Source organism: Streptomyces rectiverticillatus (assembly GCF_013394065.1).
In the GTDB taxonomy this organism is placed as follows: Bacteria; Actinomycetota; Actinomycetes; order Streptomycetales; family Streptomycetaceae; genus Streptomyces; species Streptomyces rectiverticillatus.
In genome coordinates, this window is record NZ_CP040752.1 from 859,038 (window position 1) to 875,285 (window position 16,248).

A 16,248-nucleotide genomic window follows, 5' to 3' on the forward strand; every position below is an offset into this window, starting at 1 on the left:
CGGTGCGTCAGCGGTGCGCAGTGATCCGGCTGAGCAGGGCGGTGGCGGCGGCGAGCAGACAGGCTGCCGCCGCCGTACAGACGAGGAGCTGGGCCGTTACGGGTGTGGAAATCCGCAGGACGGCGGCGGCCGATTCGGCGCCGGCCGCGGCCAGGCACACCAGGGCCGGGAGCCAGGCGACGCCGAATGCCTGGAGGAGCAGCCCGGTCCACAGGACGGCGCCCAGGGCGAGCAGGGAGGCGGTCCGGCCGGCGGTGACCGGTGGGCCGTCCGGCCACAGCGCGCCCGTTGCCAGGGCGAGCAGGGCGAGGGCCGCGAGGTAGGCGGCGAGGCACAGGCTCAGCACGCGGGCCGCGCCGAGCTTGAGCCCGGCCGTGGTGGTGGAGCGGGCGAGTGCCGCGAGTGCGGTGCCGCGGCAGCGGTACAGCAGCCATTCCGCGGCTCCCATGCTGAGGGTGAGCGCGATGACGGCGGCCCCGGCGGTGGTCGCGCCCGGGGTGCGGCGCAGGACGTCGCCGAGTGCGGCGAGGGTCGTCAGCACGCCGCAGCCCAGGCCGAACAGACCGTACGGGAGGGAGGCGAGCGGCGACAGGGCGGGCTGTGCGGGTGGTTTCCCTTCGCGGCGGGCCCGTACGACCTCGTGGGCCGCCGCGGCGAGCACTCCCCCGGCGGTGGCCAGGAGCAGGGCGATGCGCAGGGCGTCGGGCGGCCGGCCGGCCAGGAGCGCCGCTCCGCCGGCCGCGGTGGGCGCGAGCATGAGGAGCAGCAGCCGTTCCCGGCCGAGCACCAGCAGGACCGTCGCCGCGGCGAGGTAGAGCGCCTGGCCGGCCGCGAAGGCGGCCACTCCCGGCAGGCCGGGCGGGATCACCGCCGCGGCCGCGGCCAGGAGGGCGCCGAGCGGTGCGCCCCACTGCAGGCAGCGGGCCGCGGCGCTGCGCCCGCCCGTCGCCAGGCGCAGGTAGGCGCGGTGGGCGAGGGCCTGGTTCCAGGCCCACGCCACGAGTGCGGAGGCGACGAGGCCCGCCGTGCCCGGGGGCAGGCCGTAGCCGTCCCTGGCGCCGGCCATCAGGGGCGCGGCGAGGGAGTAGCCGAAGCCGGGGAGGGTGAACACCAGGGCCCGCAGCACGAAGCGGCCCGGGGTCACCTTCCAGGGGTCCGGACGGGGTCCGGGTTCGGGGTGGCTGCGGGGCACGCGCGCGTACAGCTCCGCTGCGAGTTCGAAGGCGTCGGCGCGTCCGTAACGTTCGGTGATCTGTTCGCCCGTGAGGCCGTCGGCTTCCAGGACGGCCGCGATCTCGTCGGGGTGGACGGCCGCGGCGCACACCTCGGCCAGCTGCTGGGCGAGTTCGTCGACGGGGTCGGCGGCCCAGGTCGGCCGCGGCCGCACCGTTGCGCGTGCGGCCGCCGGCTCGTAGGCGGGCTCGGGCTCGTCGGGTACGAGGCGGAGTAAGCCGCTCATCCCGCACCGCCCGCGGCCAGGGCCATGACGGGTCTCTCGGCGTCCGCGAGCGCCCGGGCCGGCTCTGCCTGCCTGCGCCGGGGCCGTTCGAGGGCGGACTCGGGCCGGCGGGTGCCGGCGAGGTCGTGGTAGATGTCGCGGAAGGCGTCGATGGTCTGCCGGAGGGTGAACTGTTCGATGACCCTGAGCCGGGCCCGCTCCCCCATGTCCGCGCGCCGTGCGGGGTCGCGCAGGAGCTTGAGGGCGGCGCGGGCCATGGCCTCGGGGTCGCGGGGCGGTACGACGAGCCCGGTGTCGCCGACGGCCTCGCGGACTCCGCCGACGTCCGTGGAGACGGTGGCCCGCCCGCACGACATGGCTTCGATGAGGGTGAAGGGGAATCCTTCGCTGATGCTGGAGAGCATCACGACGTTGCCGGCGGCGTAGGCGTCGCGGATGTCGTCGACGCGCCCTTCGAAGACGACGGCTTCGCCCGCGCCGAGTTCCGCGGCGAGCTTCTCGCAGGCGGTGCGGTAGCCCTCGCCGCCGCGCGGGGTGCCGCCGAAGAGCCGCAGGCGGGCCTCGGGGATCTCCTCGCGGACGAGCGCGAAGGCGCGGATGAGCGTCTCCAGGCCCTTGATGGGGTCGACGCGCCCGGCCCAGCTGAGCGTCGGGGCGTCCGGCTCGGGCCCGGCGGGCGGGAACGCCGTGGGGTCGACGCCGTTGTAGACGGTGCGGATGCGGTCGGGCGGGGTACCGCCGTGCTCCTCCCAGCGCCGGTTGTAGCGGTTGCCGGGGGTGACGAGGGAGGCGCACCGGTAGCTCTCCCCGGCGAGCATCCGGAACAGGCCCAGCATCAGGGCCTTGACCGGCCAGCGGTAGGACTCGGCGCGGAAGCTCAGGTAGCGCTCGCGCAGGTAGATGCCGTGCTCGGTGAGGAGGAAGGGCGTGCCGTAGCGGTGGTGGGCGACCAGGCCGGGCAGTGTCGCGAGCCCTCCGCTGACGGCGTGGGTGACGCCTCGGGCGGGCGGGGTGGCCGCGAGCGGGCGCAGCGCGTGCTCCAGCAGGTCGGTGGCCAGCAGGGCGTCGTGCAGGGTGGGGCGGGCGGCCGCGGTGTGCAGGTGCGGCCGGTTCCAGACGCGGACGAGGGTGCGGGCGGCGGCCTCGCTGCGCAGGGCGGCCGACAGGGTGCCGGAGGCGGCGTGGTCGGCGAGGCGGTAGAAGGTGCGGGCGAAGTGCGGCTCCTGGTCCGGGTCCAGGAGGGACAGCAGGAACTGTTCGTAGGCGGTGAGGAAGGCCCGCAGGTCCCGGCCGCGCGGGGCGCGGCCGGGGGGCGGAGGGCCCCACAGGGGGTGGCTCTCCACCTCCCGGACGTGGCCGGGCGGTTCCCAGGCGAGCGGTTCGCGGCCGGTGCCGGTGACCGCTATGACCCGGAAGTCGACGTCGGGCATGCCCTGGACGAGCTGGTCGCACCACACGCTCACTCCGCCATGGCTGTGCGGGTACGTTCCCTCGGTGAGCAGGGTCACCATGGGAGTGTCGGATGCCGTTTCGGCAGGCGGTCCGTGCATAGAACTCGGTTCTCTCCAGTGTCGGCTGTGCATGGGGTGGTGCGGCACGGAGTGATGGCGGTCCGGGTCAGCGCCGGGCGGCGGCATCGCCGGGGCCGTAGGGCACCCGGGCGGTGACGCCCTCGGGGACCGGCAGGGCCTTCGCGGCCGGGAGCCGTCCGCCGGCGGTGGCGGAGGTCAGTGCGCGGGCTGCCGGGGTGGCGCCGGCGGGCAGGGTGAGGTCCAGCCGGTCCTGGCCTGCGGCGGGGGCGGCCCAGCCGGAGCGCAGGCCCGCGTAGGCGTCGCCGAAGACGGCCCCGGTGTCGCCCCGGACGGTGCCGGCGGGCAGGGTGGCGGAGAGCTGCGTACCGGCGGGCGCGGAGACGGTGACGGTGCTGCCGATGCGGTAGGCGGTGACCTTGCCGGCGGAGAGGGCGGCGGCCCAGGCGGCCCGCTTGCTCATCTCCGTGCCGATGTCCCGCATACGGAGGTTGACCAGCGGGGTGTTGTCGGCGTAGAGGCCGGAGTAGTCGGAGAGGACCTTCTCCAGGACCGTGTAGCCGATCCGCTCCTCGGCGAGGTTGGACTGGTGCATGAAGTGCGGGCGCGGGTCGTTGGCGAGGACGTGGCCCATGGCGATACGGGCCTCGAGGGGCACGATGTAGGACGAGAAGCCGGTCTTCACGTCCAGCGGGGCCTTCAGGCAGGTGGTCGTGGTGGAGTTCTCGCAGATGCCGCTGCCGCCGTCGGCCTTCTTCGTGTACAGCCAGTTGTACTCGTCGGTCTGCTCGGTGGCCTTGCCGACGTTGTAGTAGACGTTCATCGGGTAGCGCGGCACGGTGAGCGCGGGGCCGACCTGGCGCTGCTGTCGCTCGCGGGAGTCGTCGCTGGCGACCCAGCCGACGCCGTTCTGCGTGAGGGCCGGCGCGAGCTCGGGGTTGTCCTTGTTCTGCTGGGGCAGGGTCTTCAGGCCGGAGTGCTCACCGGTGACCAGTTCGTCCTTGTCGAGGGTGAGGCCCTGGCGGGACGCCCAGTTGAGGTTGTTGCCGATCTCGCCGTTGATGGCGGTGCGGCTGACCCAGCGCACGTTGCCGAACAGGTCGGTGGCGCACTTCCACGGTACGACGGTGGTGTTCTGCACGCAGCCGAGGAAGGCGTGGGTGTAGGTGTGGTTGATCCAGCGGAAGGACTTCTGGTCGGCGCGGAGCTGGTCGAGCAGCGGGTCGTACGTGCCGCCGTGCTCCGCCTTGAACTCCTCGCTGCCGACGCCGTTGTAGGCCAGGTCCAGCGGGAGGTTGTGGCTCTGCGACCACTGCTTGGCGTACTGCGCGTCGGCGGCCGTCATGCGTATCGGCGGGCTGTCGGGCGCGGGGTTGCCGGGGCAGTCGACGTCGCCGGGGGTGCACTTGCGCTTGACGTCCCAGCGGTCGTCGGAGGCGAAGACGTCGTCGACGTGCACGCCGAGGTAGTTGCGGGAGGCGCCCAGGTGGACGCCCTGGGTCAGCCACTCCACGATGCCGCGCGAGACCAGGCGGAACTGGCTCTGGTACTGGTTGGCGATGAAGGTGACGACCAGTTCGCTGCGGCCGTCGTGGGTGTACTGGCCGATCAGGGAGCCGCGCGCGGTGCTGCCGGGGATCGGTGCGTCGAGGTAGCTGGTGTAGGCCGCGCCCTGTTCCTGCTGGGCGAGGGGCGCGGCGAGATAGCCGTAGCTCTCGTTGACCGAGGGGTCGTTGTCCTCGAAAGGAACGTTTTTCTTGAGGTAGCCGAAGGGTCCTGTGGCGCCGTCGGCCGTCACCTGGGCGGTCTTGCCGTCCAGGGGGCCGCTGTAGCCGGAGCCCTGGGGGCTGTTGAGCCCGACCCGGGGGCTCGCGTACGTGTAGGCGTCGACCTGGCGGATACCGAAGCGCTTCTCGAAGGAGGCCAGGGCTGACATCTCCGGCGAGTCCGCCCCGAAGGGGTTCTCGTTCGGCAGCACCACGCCCTGGAATCTCGCCCGCGGTCTGCCGTCCACGGTGTCGCTGAGGAACGCCTCGTCGATGCGCGGCCGCCCGCCGTCCGTCAGATCAACGGCGGTGTACGGCGTGCCGGCGCCGTCGAGCTCCGCCCGGATCGCCTCCGTGGCGGGCCCGCCGTCGTCCACGACGAGGACCCGCAGGTCGATCCTCGGCGCCGGGTCGGCGGCGTGGGCGCCCCCGGCCGGAACGGCGACGGCGAGCAGGGCGGCCGCAGTCCATGCTGCAGCAAGGCGGGTCGAACGACCCATAGGATTCTCCCCCCAGGACGGCGGCGCGCACGGCGCGGCCGTCCGGTTCCAAAGACACGTGCGAGCGGCGCCGACGGCCCGGCCCGCACATCGAAATCGATCCCCTGTTGGTCCCCGGTGGCACGGCCCCACGGCGGTCGCGCCTCCCCACCCGACCGCCTGCCCGATCCCCCCAACGGCACGGACACCGATGCCCGTGACCGGACCGCACGGCCGGAGCCGGACCGCACGGCACAGCGCGGGCGGCGGGCACAAGCGTGCCCTTGCCACGGCATCGAGAGGCACTTGAGTCCCTCAACAGTCTCTCGACCGCCCAGGCATATAGTGCGCCATGCCCGGAGGTCTCGCTGGCTCACTGGCCATGAGCGGGACGGAACTCGCGCGTCCCTGGCCGGAATTGAGCGGCCTGCGATCACGCTCCACGGCGCGGGCCACGCCGCCGCGCCGAACGGCGGGCCCGCCGGTGACCTGTGGCGAAACCGCCGTCCGGCACGGGCGCCCGGACGTGTGCCCCCGGGCGCCCCAGAGGTACCGTGAGCGCTGGGCCGCCCCGAGATCGGCCTGATGACGGCCGTCCGACTTTTCTTCCTTATCCCCTGATCACCGCATACATCCCCCCGGCCGCCGCCGTAGGCGATCTCACCGGGCGAGAGCGCCGTCCGGACCGGGACGCAACCGGAAGCAACTCCTCGCCCTCTAAGTAAGGTTGCCCTCCTTCGGGCCGCTGCCCGCCTGCGCCCCTTGCGCCCCCGCCCTCCCGGTTCCCGGCCCCTTCCCGTCCTCCCCTCCTTCCCTGAGGTGGGGTCCAGGAGGCAGGGTGGGGGCATGAGGCTACTGATACTGGGCGGCACGGAGTTCGTGGGTCGCGCCGTCACCGAGGCGGCTCTGTCCCGCGGCTGGCAGGTGACGGTCTTCCACCGGGGCCGCCACGCACCGCCGGAGGGCGCCGCGGCCCTGCACGGCGACCGCCGGGAGGCGGACGGGCTGCGGGCGCTCGGGCACGGCGAGTGGGACGCCGTCGTCGACACCTGGTCGTGGGCGCCGTCGGCCGTGCGGGACGCGGCGCGGCTGCTGGCCGGACGCGCCGGGCGGTACGCCTACGTCTCCAGCGGCTCGGTGTACACCTACCCCTCACCCGCCGGGCACGACGAGAACTGGCCCGTGGTGGACGGCTCACCGGACGCCGGCGAAGTGGGCTACGCGGAGGCCAAGCGCGGCGGGGAGCTGGCGGCCCTCGGCTCCTTCGGCGACCGGGCGCTGCTGGTACGGGCCGGGCTCATCCTCGGCCCCGGCGAGAACGTGGGCCGGCTGCCGTGGTGGCTGGGGCGGATCGCCCGCGGCGGGACGGTGCTGGCCCCCGGCCCGCGCGACCTGGGAGTGCAGTACATCGACGTGCACGACCTCGCCACCTGGACCCTCGACGCCCTCGCGGCCGGGCTCGGCGGCCCGTACAACCTCGTGAGCCCGCCGGGGCACGCCACCATGGGCGAGCTGCTGGAGGCCTGCGTCCGCGCGACGGGCTCCGGTGCGCTCCTGCGCTGGACCGGGCCCGAGGAGATCCTGGCCGCCGGCATCGAGCCCTGGACCGATCTGCCGGTGTGGGTGCCACCGGGCGAGCTGTACGACGTACTCCACCGTGGGGACGCCTCCAAGGCCCTTGCGGCGGGGCTGCGCTGCAGGCCCGCGGCCGAGACCGTGGCGGCCACGTGGGCATGGCTGCAGGAGCTCGGCGGCCGGGCCCCGCAGCGCCCGGACCGGCCGCCGCTGGGGCTCGCCCCGGAGCGGGAGGCGGCCCTGCTGGAGCGGCTGCCGTGGGTCTGACGTCCCGGACGTTCCTGCTCGTCCTCGTGCTCATCGCCGTCGCGGTGAGCGCGCTCGTGCTGTGGCTGTGGCCGCGGGCCGCGCGGAAGGGGCCCCTGGCGGTGGCTGGCCGCCTCGTCCTGCTCGCCGTGACGCAGGTCAGCATCCTGGCGGTGCTGCTCGTCGCCGCGAACAACGAGTTCGGCTTCTACTCGACCTGGAACGAGCTGCTGGGCCGCGCGTCGAGCAAGCAGGCCCTTCAGCAGGGCACGAAGGACGGCAGGCGGCCGCCCGCCCTCACCGTGGAGGGGCAGGAGTCCATCGGGCTCAAGGGCACCCGCGAGAAGGCGGGGCAGGTGGACCGCGTCCGCATCCGCGGCCCGGTCAGCGGGCTGAGCATGGACGGGTACGCCTACCTGCCGCCCGAGTACTTCCAGAAGGAGCACGAGAAGGAGAAGTTCCCCGTGGTGGTGGTGATCACCGGCCAGCCGGGGGTCTCCAAGAACCTCATCACCCAGCTCAAGGTCCCGCAGGCCGCCTCCGCCGCCATCATGAAGAAGGAGATCAGACCGACGATCTACCTGCTGGTCCGGCCCTCGGTGGTCGCCGACCGCGACACCAACTGCACGGACGTGCCGGGTGGACCGCAGGCGCTCACCTTCTTCAACGAGGACGTGCCGCTGGCCGTGTCCGACGTGTACCGCGCCTCCGACACCCCCGGCGGCTGGGGCGCCGTCGGCAACTCCACCGGCGGCTACTGCGCGCTGAAGCTCGCGATGACCAACCCTGCGCGCTACGGCGCCGCAGCGGGCCTGTCCGCCGACTACTTCGCGCGCCAGGACGGCAAGACGGGCGACCTCTACGCCGGCAGCAAGGCGTACAGGAACGAGAACGACCTGACGTGGCGCCTGGAGCACATGCCCCCGCCGCCGGTGTCCCTGCTCGTGGGCACCAGCAAGAACGAGGACAACTACGGGCCGAGCCTGAAATTCGCGCAGAAGGCCCGGCCGCCGCTGAGCGTCGACAAGCTCGTGCGGGACGAGGGCGGCCACAACTTCCAGACGTGGCGCGAGGAGTACCCGGTGGTGCTCAGGTGGCTGGACAAGGAGCTCAAGGAGCTGACGGCCCCCCGTAAGGCCGGTCAGTAACACCCTCCCTCTCCCCCGAACGCGCAACGCGCCGCCCGCCGCCAGCGGTTGCCGGGGAGGGCCGGGCTGAGGGCGGCCAGCGCCCCGCAGTACTTCGTGAAGACCGCCGGCCGCACCCCGCACGCGTGCAGGAGCCGGTCGGCGTCCGTGAGGTGCCCCGCGGTCTTGGTCTCGACGAGGACGAGGTCCGCATCGCACCGCACCCGGTGCCCGGCGCGCAGGTCGTCGCAGACGAGACCCGCGTCGCACGTGATGCGTTCCCCGTCGGCCACGAACGTCGCGCGCAGGTAGTCCGTGCTGAGTGAGGGCTGCAGAGTCGCGGGCGAGTCGATGCCGTAGAAGCGCTGCAGGGTGTCGGCGAGGAAGGCGCGGCAGCCCGCGTCGAGCGGGGTGTCCGTGCCGGCCAGCGGCCGCCGGTGCTTGACGGTGTCGCCCCGGCGCCCCTTCAGCTTGACCTCGAACTGGCGCTCCCCCGTGTCCTGGTAGACCCGCTCCCGCACCTTGAACCGCAGCCTGCGGCCCTGCCGGTGGTCGTGGAAGGAGCGCAGGCCCGGGGTGTCGTAGTAGACGGAGTGGTAGCGGAAGGCGCGGCGCCCGTCGATGGTGAGGGCGCGGAAGGGGCCGCCGGGTCTGCGGGGGTCGGTCAGCCGGGCCGCTATAGAGAGGAAGGTCTCCGCCGGTACGAGGTAGCTCCGGTCGAAGCGCGTCATCAGCTCGGCGCGCGCGTTGACTTCGGCGAGGGGGATGGGCGCGGTGGCGTGCGCCGCGTCCTGGATGGCCCGGACCGCCGCCGCGGCGGCGGGCGGCGCCGTGGGGACTTGCGCGGGCGCTCCTGCGGGGGCGGGGGCGCCCTGCCGGACGGCGGCGGTCACATGGACCCCCACGCGGGGGCGGTCTCGGCTCCGGCCTCGGCCCGGGCGTCGGTTCGGGTCCCCGTCCGGGGTTCGGCTCCGGCCGGGGTGGCGCTCCCCCGGCGGCTTCCCGGCTCGGGCTCCCGGTAGCGGACGTCCACGACCGTCAAGTCGCGCACGTAGTCGACCTCCATGACCGTCCAGTGCATCGGGTCGCCGAGGCGCCGGGCGAGATCGGCGCGGAGGGCGGCGGGGTCGGCGTGCACGGTGTCGAGGGTGACGACGGTGCGGCGGGAGCGGGCCAGGAGACGGGGGTGGTCCGCGGCGTAGACGACGAGGAGCAGGACCGCGCTGAGCGCGGCCGCGAGCCAGAACGCGAGGTGCGGCAGCCCCGTGATGAGCCCCAGGACCAGGGTGGTGAAGTAGTACGCCACTTCCTCGTGCTGCACGGAGTCCGACCGCAGCCGGATGATCGACAGCACGCCGAACATCCCGAACCCGAGGGCCATGCCGCCGCTGCCGCCCAGCTCCGCGAGGGCGGCGACGACGGTGAACAGGGCGACGTTCAAAGCCAGGTAGGCCGGTACGAGGTCGCGCCGCCGGTGCCGGGGGTAGTAGATCGCGAACGTCAGCAGGCACACGGCCACGAGGTCGAGCCCCAGGTGGGCGGCGAGGTGTCGTAGGGAGTCCATCGCTCACTCTCTGTGCGTAGGAAGTACCCGGAACATAGAGAACGCTGGGTGAACTTTCGCTACTTCTGAGTGAACGATGCGCGTCTTTGATGGAACCGGACGGCAAGTGTCCGGATTTCTGCCACGCCTGTCGCGTTCGGCACCCTTGCCCCGGAGGTCACGGATGCGCGGGGAAGGGGTTCCGCACTCCAATCCGCCCATACCGCGGGATAGCGACTACGCCTCAGGAGTCGATCGTTCCGGTTTGGTTCCAGAGCTTCCGTGCGCCCTGCTGGGCGGCTTGTCGGTGTGCAGATAATAGGGGCCGCATTCCGGCGGACGGGCCCTGCGGCCCGTCCCGGCCGGAGTGCACCCGTACGTCAAGAACACCCGGAAACACCGATGGGGGCGTCAATGAACGCTGAGCTGATGGACGACGAGCAGCAGGCGGGCCCGGCGGCGCCCGCCGTACGGCGGTGGCGGCGGGCCCGCCGGGCGTCCGTCGTCGCGGCGCTCGCACTGGGCGCCTCTCTGCTGGTCTCCCCCGCCTCCGCCCAGGCGACGGAGCAGGCCCGCCCGGCCGCCGCCGTCGCCACGGTGGAGCGTCAGGCCGAGACCGGGGCCGCTGCGGGAGCCGAGCGCACGGGCGCCGCGTCCGCGCTGCAGGCCTCGCACGGGCACCGGTCCTCCAAGGGCCACGTGACCACGGCGGCGAAGAAGCCGAAGAAGGAGAAAAAGAAGAAGAAGGGCTTCTTCAAGAAGCTCGGCATCTTCATGATCATCGTGATGATCCTGGTCTTCGTCTTTGTGATCGCCATGATCATTCTGGCGATCGTCCTGATCCGCAAGGCTCTCAAGCGCCGTCGCACCTGAGCGGAGCACGAGGGTGCGGGGCGGCCGCGCCGCCCCGCACCCTGTCGTCAGCGGACGGTCTGGTCGCCGTCGGGCACGTCCTCGACGGTCACCAGGGCCCGGGGCTGCCCGAGGCCCTTGGCCACGGCCTCGGCGATGCCGCCGGGGTCCGGTGACTCCGGGAAGGGCACGGCCTCCCCGTCCCCGTAGCCCTCGATGGCCTTGACGAAGTAGCTCGGGTCCCAGGCGCCGACGGCGCCCCTGACCTCGACCGCGCGCACCGGCCGGCCGCCGACCGAGCGCTTCAGCTCGGACAGGATGCGGTCGGAGCGGTATTCGCCGGGAACCTGGAAGAGGCTGGCGTGGGCGCCCACGAGGCCCCCGTCGCGCAGCCGGACGGTCACCGTCAGGCAGCTGGTGACGCTCGGGTAGAGGATCGCGCCGCCCGGAGCGGCCTCGGCGACCTGCCCCTCCGTGATCCTGACGGGGGCCGTCGTGCCGTCCGCTGCCTTGCTTGCCACGGCCACGGCCTGCGCGGACGGCGGGGCGGCCGCCTCCGCAACCGTCCCGGCCGCCATCTGCGCGGCCACGAGGACGGCCACTGCCGCCACCGCCCGCCTTGCCTTCACACCGGTCGCCGGAACGCGAGATGCCGGACCGCCGGTCGTCGAATCGCCAGTTATCTCATTCACGTGATCATTCTGCTCGCAGGCCGCTCAGACCGCCGACTCCGGGCCGAAACGGCTGCGGACCGCGATCTGGACCTCGTCCTCCTCGGCCGGATCCGCGGCGAGCCGGCGCAGCTGCTCGACGACGCGGGCGTCGGCCGTGGCGGCGTGGTGCGCGGCGAGCTCGCGGGTGGTCTCCTCGCAGTCCCACAGGCACTCGACCGCGAAGCCCTTGGCGAACGACGGGTCCGTCGCGGCCAGCGCCCGCGCCGTGCGCCCGCGCAGGTGCGAGGACGACGTCTCGCGGTAGATGTGCCGCAGGACGGGCGCGGCGCAGGTGATCCCCAGCCGTCCGGCACCCGGCACGAGATCCCACAGGACCGGCGCGTCGGGCCCCTCGGCCCGGACGGTGCGGCGCAAGGCGCCAAGAACGAGGGCCGCGTCGTAGGGGGCGCCCCGGGAGGCGAGCATGCCGGCGGCCGCGCCGCCGAGGGCGTCGGTGCGGTGGATCCAGGCGCGGGCGCGCTCCAGGGCGGCCGTGCCGCGCATCCGCTCGAAGGCGGTGACGGCCGCGTCGGCCACGAGCTCGCCGGGCTCGGCCGCGGCGGTCTCGATGAGATCGAGCGCCTGGGGGTCGTCGTGCTCGGCGAGGTAGCGCAGGGCCGTGGCCCGGGCGCCCTCGGGGCCGAAGGCGGCGGCCTCGATGATCTCCAGCCGGTCCTCGGGGCCCGCGACGGCGTTCAGGCAGCGGGTGGCCGGGACGTGGCGCAGCTGGACGGGGTGCAGGCCGATGCCCTCCTGGGCCCAGTCGAGGACCTCGCGCACGCTCCAGCCGGGCCGCGGGCCCGTGGGGCGCAGCTGGCGCTGCCAGCGGTCGAAGGAGCCCTGTTCCTGCGCGGCGCGCACCCGGTCCGCGGTGGCGGGCGACTGGGCCGCGTCGGCCCACAGCCGCCAGGGGCGGGGCTCGAAGGCGTCGCGCACGGCCGCGGCGAGCGCCTTTTCGCCCTCCGGGGTCCGCGGGAAGCGGGCGAGGATGCTCTCGCCCAGGGCGAGCAGGCCCGCGTCGTCGTCGCGCAGGGCGAGCTCGTCGAGGGCCCAGGCCCAGTTGGCTCCGGAGATCGCGTACCGCCGCAGCAGCAGGAGGGCGTCCTCCCGGCCGTACGAGGCGAGGTGGCCGAGGACGGCGAGGGCGAGGCCGGTGCGCTCCTCGGCGGTGTCGAGGAGGTCGTCGGCGTCGAAGAGGTGAGCGTCGATCCGGTCGAGCCCGGCGTCGAGGTCCAGACACAGGCGCGCGTAATAGAGGGAGCGGTTCTCCACCTGCCAGTCGCGCCTGGGGTCGCTGAGGAGGCAGTGGTGGAGCGCCGCGAGCGCCTCCGCCCGCGGCGCCGCGAGGGCATGCAGGGTCCCGTCGCCGCGGCCTCGCTGAAGGAGGCCGAGCAGGGTGCCGCTGGGCGCTATGTCTGGATCGAACATGGGGTCAGCATCCGGTGCGGGGAGTCGGCTGGCAACGGGATTTCCGTCGTCCGGCATTCTTGCCGGTGTCCACCGGTGCTATGCGTGGTGAACAGGGGGAACTCGAGGTCGGTCGAGCGCCCCGCAGCCTACCTGGAGTGAGAGATTCCGCCGAGTCCTGTCCGGTTTGCCCGGTCCTCGGCCACTCCGCCCCCACGGAGACCCGGCCACACTCCCCGTAATCACTTGGTCACCCCCAAGGTGAACCTTCACCACCACTTCGCCCTGCCATAGGCATATGTCTCAGACACCACCGGATCGGGTGTTGCCAAAGCACTTACAGGCCCTCGCTCGCTGTGCAACCCTCGTTACGGCCCATTCCCCAGACCCTATGGAGCCGGCCGCGCCGCGCCCCCCAATCGGAGTACGAGATGCCGTCCCCCCTCCACGCGGACTCCTCCGCAGCTCAGCCGCCCGAGCACGGCACGGTCGACGCCCTCATCTTGCAGACGCGTCAGCTGCGCGGCGGGCTCGACGCCGTGCGGCGCGAGGCGGCGGGCCCAAAGGAGCCGGACGACGCCCGGCGGCGCTGGCACCGCGCCCTGTGCGATCTGGCCGCCCACCACCTCGACGATCTCGGTGAGCACCTCGGCCGGCTGCGCGAGGGCCCGCCGGCGCCCGCCCCGGCGGACGCCCCGGGCGCGGTGCGGACCGCCGTCCCGGCGCCCGCGGCCCCGCCCGCCACGGCCGCGGCCCGGGTCGGCAGCGCCGAGTGGAATCTCCTCACCGACGAGGCCACCTGGTCCGACGAGCTGTTCCCGCTGTTCGGCCGCCGCCCCGAGGACGGCCCGCTGACGCTGGACGAGCTGCCCTCCTGGCTGCCCGAGGAGGACCGCGGGCAGCTGACCGCGATGGTCACCGGCTGTCTGATCGACGGCAAGCCCATCGACGGCGAGTTCCGCATCGTGCGCAGCGACGGCTCGGTCCGCACGGTGCACATGATGGGCGAGCCCGTCCTCGGGGCCGACGGCTCCGCGGCCTCCATGTGGGCCGTCTTACGGGATGTCAGCGAGCTCCGCCGCAGCCGCGAGGCGGTGGACGAGACGTGCCACTCGCTGCAGCGCCGGCAGCACCTCGCCCAGGCCGAGCGCCGGCTCGCGGTCGAGCTGCAGGAAGCCGTGCTGCCACCGTGGCGCGGCTCCCTGCGCTTTCCCGAAAGCGGCACCGCGCAGTCCGACGGCTCCCCCGGCACCCTCGATCTCGCCGCTCACTACCTCCCCTCCGCCAGCAGCGCCCTCATCGGCGGCGACTGGTTCGATGCCCTGCGGCTGCCCGCGGGGCAGACCCTGCTCAGCGTCGGCGGTCTCACCGGGCACGGCGCCACCGCCACCTCCGGCATGGCCATGCTGCTGGGTGCGCTGCGCGGCATGGCCGTGACCGGTGCCGAGCCCGGCCCGCTGATGGGCTGGCTCAACCACCTCCTCGACGCCTCCGCGCAGCCCGCCCTGGGCAGCGCCGTCTGCTGCCGTTACGACCCCGCGACCCGCACCCTGACCTGGTCCCAGGCGGGCCACCCCGCGCCCCTGCTCTTCCGCCGGGGGAAGGGCCGTGCGCTGCAGCCGCCGGAGGGCATGCTGCTCGGGGCTGTCTCCGACGCCGCGTACGGACAGGCGGAGGAGCTCCTGGAGCCGGGTGACGTCCTTCTCCTGCACACCGATGGGCTCTCGCCCCACAGCGCCGGGCCGATCACCGAGACCGTCACCGACAGACTGCTGGGCTTCGCCCCCCGGTTCGCCACGGCGAAGTGCGCACAGGAGTGCGTACGGGCCGTGCTGGAGGAGTTCGGCGGCAAGGAGCGCGAGGACGACGCCTGCCTGCTGATCGGGCGCGTCAACGACTGAGACCGTCAACGACTGAGACCGTCAACGACCGCGACCGGCGCGTGACCCGGCGGCTTACACCGCCATCCCCTTTCCGGTGCCGCCCTTCTTCGGCTGCGCCTTGGGGGGCGCCTTGGGCAGTGCCTGCTTGATCTCCTGGCGGAGATCCTCGATCCGGGCGTACCCCGCGTACTTCCCCGTGAGGCGGTACATCTCGCGGAGCCGGTCCCAGGTGCGGTGCGAGGAGGTCTCCCCGATGGACACCAGGGCCAGCCGGGCGTAGGTGTCCGCCTGCTCGGGGTCATTGCTGATGAAGCAGGACGACGCCATCGAGATGTAGTCGAAGATCATCGACCTCTGGTGGCCGCTTCTGCGCAGGGCCAGCGCCTCCTTGGCGTGCTGCTGGGCGATGGCCGCGGCCGCGGGGTCGTGCTCGGCGAGCGTGCGGTAGGCCAGGGCCTGCATGCCGTGGAGGTCGGCCTCGTCGAAGGTCTGCATCCAGCTGGGGGGCGGTACGTCTCCCTTGTCCGAGACGAACAGCTCCTCCGCCTCGCCGAGCGTCCTTCGCATGGCCTGGCCGCGGCCCATCGACGCCTGCGCCCAGGCCTCGATGGTGTTGAGCATGGCGCGGGTGCGCGGGAGGGTCTCGCCCCCGGAGCCGGAGTTGGCGAGCTTCATCAGATCGAGGGCGTCCTCGGGCCGTCCGAGGTGCACCATCTGGCGGGCCGCGCGGGAGATCGCCTCGCCCGCACGGGGGCGGTCGCCGCCCTCGCGGGCGGCATGGGCGGCGATGACGAAGTACTTCTGCGCGGTGGGCTCGAGGCCCACGTCGTGGGACATCCAGCCGGCGAGCACCGCGAGGTTCGCGGCGACCCCCCAGAGCCTGCGCTGCAGGTGCTCGGGGTGGTGGTAGGAGAGCATGCCCCCCACCTCGTTGAGCTGGCCGACGACCGCCTTGCGCTGCAGCCCGCCGCCGCGGGCCGAGTCCCACGCGCGGAACACCTCGACCGAGCGCTCCAGGGCGTCGATCTCCGTGGAGCCCACCGGCGCGGCCTCGTAGCGATCGAGCCCGGCGGTTTCGGCATGGACGGCGTCCCTGCGCAGCGGATCGTCGAAACGGGGGGAGTCGGAGGCGAGGACCGGATCGGAGTGCAGCCAGTCGTGCATGGCGCTGCTGAGTGCTGAGCCTGCGGCGAGCGCGGCGCCCGCGCCCACCAAGCCGCGTCGGTTGAGCATGAGGTCCATTCCCGTGAATTCGGTGAGGACCGCGGCGGTCCGCTCGGGCGGCCAGGGAAGGCCGTCCGAGGACTGCCCCCTACCCGCGCGCCCTCGCCGACCGAACCCGAGGTCCTCGATGGTCACGACACGGCCGAGTCGCTCGGTGAAGAGGGCTGCCAGCACCTTGGGCACGGGATCGCGCGGGGACTCCCCCATGTCGATCCAGCGCCGCACCCGCGAGGTGTCGGTCGCCAGCTGCGGGTGGCCCATGACGGCCGCCTGCCGGTTCACGAGCCTCGCCAGTTCGCCCTTGGACCATCCGGCCAGGCCGAACAGATCCGCGAGGCGGGTGTTGGGTTCCCTCGTCACGTCAAGCCCCCAGGTTCTCGGCTGACTTGAAGGTAGCGGGCCGTCATGGGCCAGGCGAGTATTCGCCAGGGTTCGCCAGGGTCCG

The 16,248-nt window shown here is 73.4% G+C and carries 12 protein-coding genes; 4 read left to right on the forward strand and 8 right to left on the reverse strand.

Annotated elements, in window-relative coordinates; all coding sequences use genetic code 11:
• Window positions 1-7: 7 nt before the first annotated feature.
• The 3 genes from FGW37_RS03360 to FGW37_RS03370 all read right to left on the reverse strand — a co-directional run bounded on the left by FGW37_RS03360 (window position 8) and on the right by FGW37_RS03370 (window position 5,254).
• Window positions 8-1,459 carry a hypothetical protein gene (locus FGW37_RS03360; RefSeq protein WP_179079683.1) on the reverse strand — a complete coding sequence of 484 codons (1,452 nt, stop codon included), beginning with the start codon at window positions 1,457-1,459 and terminating at the stop codon, window positions 8-10.
• Window positions 1,456-3,009, reverse strand: coding sequence for a GT4 family glycosyltransferase PelF (gene pelF / locus FGW37_RS03365; protein ID WP_179079684.1), 1,554 nt, complete (start codon window positions 3,007-3,009; stop codon window positions 1,456-1,458). Before pelF ends, FGW37_RS03360 begins: the two co-directional genes overlap by 4 nt.
• Before the next feature lie 67 nt (window positions 3,010-3,076).
• Complete coding sequence (locus tag FGW37_RS03370; RefSeq protein ID WP_179079685.1) at window positions 3,077-5,254, reverse strand: hypothetical protein; 2,178 nt, start codon at window positions 5,252-5,254, stop codon at window positions 3,077-3,079.
• A gap of 825 nt (window positions 5,255-6,079) precedes the next feature.
• Here FGW37_RS03370 and FGW37_RS03375 point away from each other — a divergent pair.
• Together FGW37_RS03375 and FGW37_RS03380 are read left to right on the forward strand one after the other, a co-directional pair.
• Window positions 6,080-7,075 carry an NAD-dependent epimerase/dehydratase family protein gene (locus FGW37_RS03375; RefSeq protein WP_179079686.1) on the forward strand — a complete coding sequence of 332 codons (996 nt, stop codon included), beginning with the start codon at window positions 6,080-6,082 and terminating at the stop codon, window positions 7,073-7,075.
• Window positions 7,066-8,202 (forward strand): alpha/beta hydrolase, encoded by a 1,137-nt coding sequence (locus tag FGW37_RS03380; RefSeq protein WP_179079687.1) that lies wholly within the window; start codon window positions 7,066-7,068, stop codon window positions 8,200-8,202. Before FGW37_RS03375 ends, FGW37_RS03380 begins: the two co-directional genes overlap by 10 nt.
• Here the strand turns inward: FGW37_RS03380 and FGW37_RS03385 are convergent.
• Together FGW37_RS03385 and FGW37_RS03390 are read right to left on the reverse strand one after the other, a co-directional pair.
• Window positions 8,196-9,074, reverse strand: a complete 879-nt coding sequence (locus FGW37_RS03385; protein WP_246430245.1) for a polyphosphate polymerase domain-containing protein — start codon at window positions 9,072-9,074, stop codon at window positions 8,196-8,198. The two genes, FGW37_RS03380 and FGW37_RS03385, sit on opposite strands and share 7 nt — an antisense overlap.
• Entirely contained in the window at window positions 9,071-9,745 is a 675-nt protein-coding gene (locus FGW37_RS03390) for a DUF4956 domain-containing protein (RefSeq protein ID WP_179079688.1), read from the reverse strand. Before FGW37_RS03390 ends, FGW37_RS03385 begins: the two co-directional genes overlap by 4 nt.
• 393 nt (window positions 9,746-10,138) lie before the next feature.
• On the opposite strand from FGW37_RS03390, the gene FGW37_RS03395 reads away from it, so the two are divergent.
• On the forward strand, window positions 10,139-10,597 hold the full coding sequence (locus FGW37_RS03395; protein ID WP_179079689.1) for a hypothetical protein: 459 nt from the start codon (window positions 10,139-10,141) through the stop codon (window positions 10,595-10,597).
• Between the two features lie 47 nt (window positions 10,598-10,644).
• Here FGW37_RS03395 and FGW37_RS03400 read toward each other — a convergent pair whose 3' ends face one another.
• Window positions 10,645-11,187, reverse strand: coding sequence for a hypothetical protein (locus FGW37_RS03400; RefSeq protein WP_246430246.1), 543 nt, complete (start codon window positions 11,185-11,187; stop codon window positions 10,645-10,647).
• Between the two features lie 105 nt (window positions 11,188-11,292).
• Window positions 11,293-12,717, reverse strand: a complete 1,425-nt coding sequence (locus FGW37_RS03405) for a HEAT repeat domain-containing protein (protein ID WP_179079690.1) — start codon at window positions 12,715-12,717, stop codon at window positions 11,293-11,295.
• A 410-nt stretch (window positions 12,718-13,127) separates the two neighbouring features.
• Between FGW37_RS03405 and FGW37_RS03410 the strand changes: the two genes are divergently transcribed.
• Window positions 13,128-14,597 carry a PP2C family protein-serine/threonine phosphatase gene (locus FGW37_RS03410; RefSeq protein WP_179079691.1) on the forward strand — a complete coding sequence of 490 codons (1,470 nt, stop codon included), beginning with the start codon at window positions 13,128-13,130 and terminating at the stop codon, window positions 14,595-14,597.
• 54 nt (window positions 14,598-14,651) lie between these two features.
• On the opposite strand, the gene FGW37_RS03415 is transcribed toward FGW37_RS03410, so the two are convergent.
• Window positions 14,652-16,163, reverse strand: a complete 1,512-nt coding sequence (locus FGW37_RS03415; protein ID WP_179079692.1) for a DNA-binding protein NsdB — start codon at window positions 16,161-16,163, stop codon at window positions 14,652-14,654.
• Window positions 16,164-16,248: the final 85 nt, after the last annotated feature.

What these genes read in the sequence shown, in the direction of transcription:
- pelF (WP_179079684.1), bottom strand. Translation starts at nt 3,009, where the DNA reads ATGCACGGACCGCCTGCCGAAACGGCATCCGACACTCCCATGGTGACC.
- FGW37_RS03395 (WP_179079689.1), top strand. Translation starts at nt 10,139, where the DNA reads ATGAACGCTGAGCTGATGGACGACGAGCAGCAGGCGGGCCCGGCGGCG.
- FGW37_RS03360 (WP_179079683.1), bottom strand. Translation starts at nt 1,459, where the DNA reads ATGAGCGGCTTACTCCGCCTCGTACCCGACGAGCCCGAGCCCGCCTAC.
- FGW37_RS03405 (WP_179079690.1), bottom strand. Translation starts at nt 12,717, where the DNA reads ATGTTCGATCCAGACATAGCGCCCAGCGGCACCCTGCTCGGCCTCCTT.
- FGW37_RS03390 (WP_179079688.1), bottom strand. Translation starts at nt 9,745, where the DNA reads ATGGACTCCCTACGACACCTCGCCGCCCACCTGGGGCTCGACCTCGTG.
- FGW37_RS03375 (WP_179079686.1), top strand. Translation starts at nt 6,080, where the DNA reads ATGAGGCTACTGATACTGGGCGGCACGGAGTTCGTGGGTCGCGCCGTC.
- FGW37_RS03370 (WP_179079685.1), bottom strand. Translation starts at nt 5,254, where the DNA reads ATGGGTCGTTCGACCCGCCTTGCTGCAGCATGGACTGCGGCCGCCCTG.
- FGW37_RS03410 (WP_179079691.1), top strand. Translation starts at nt 13,128, where the DNA reads ATGCCGTCCCCCCTCCACGCGGACTCCTCCGCAGCTCAGCCGCCCGAG.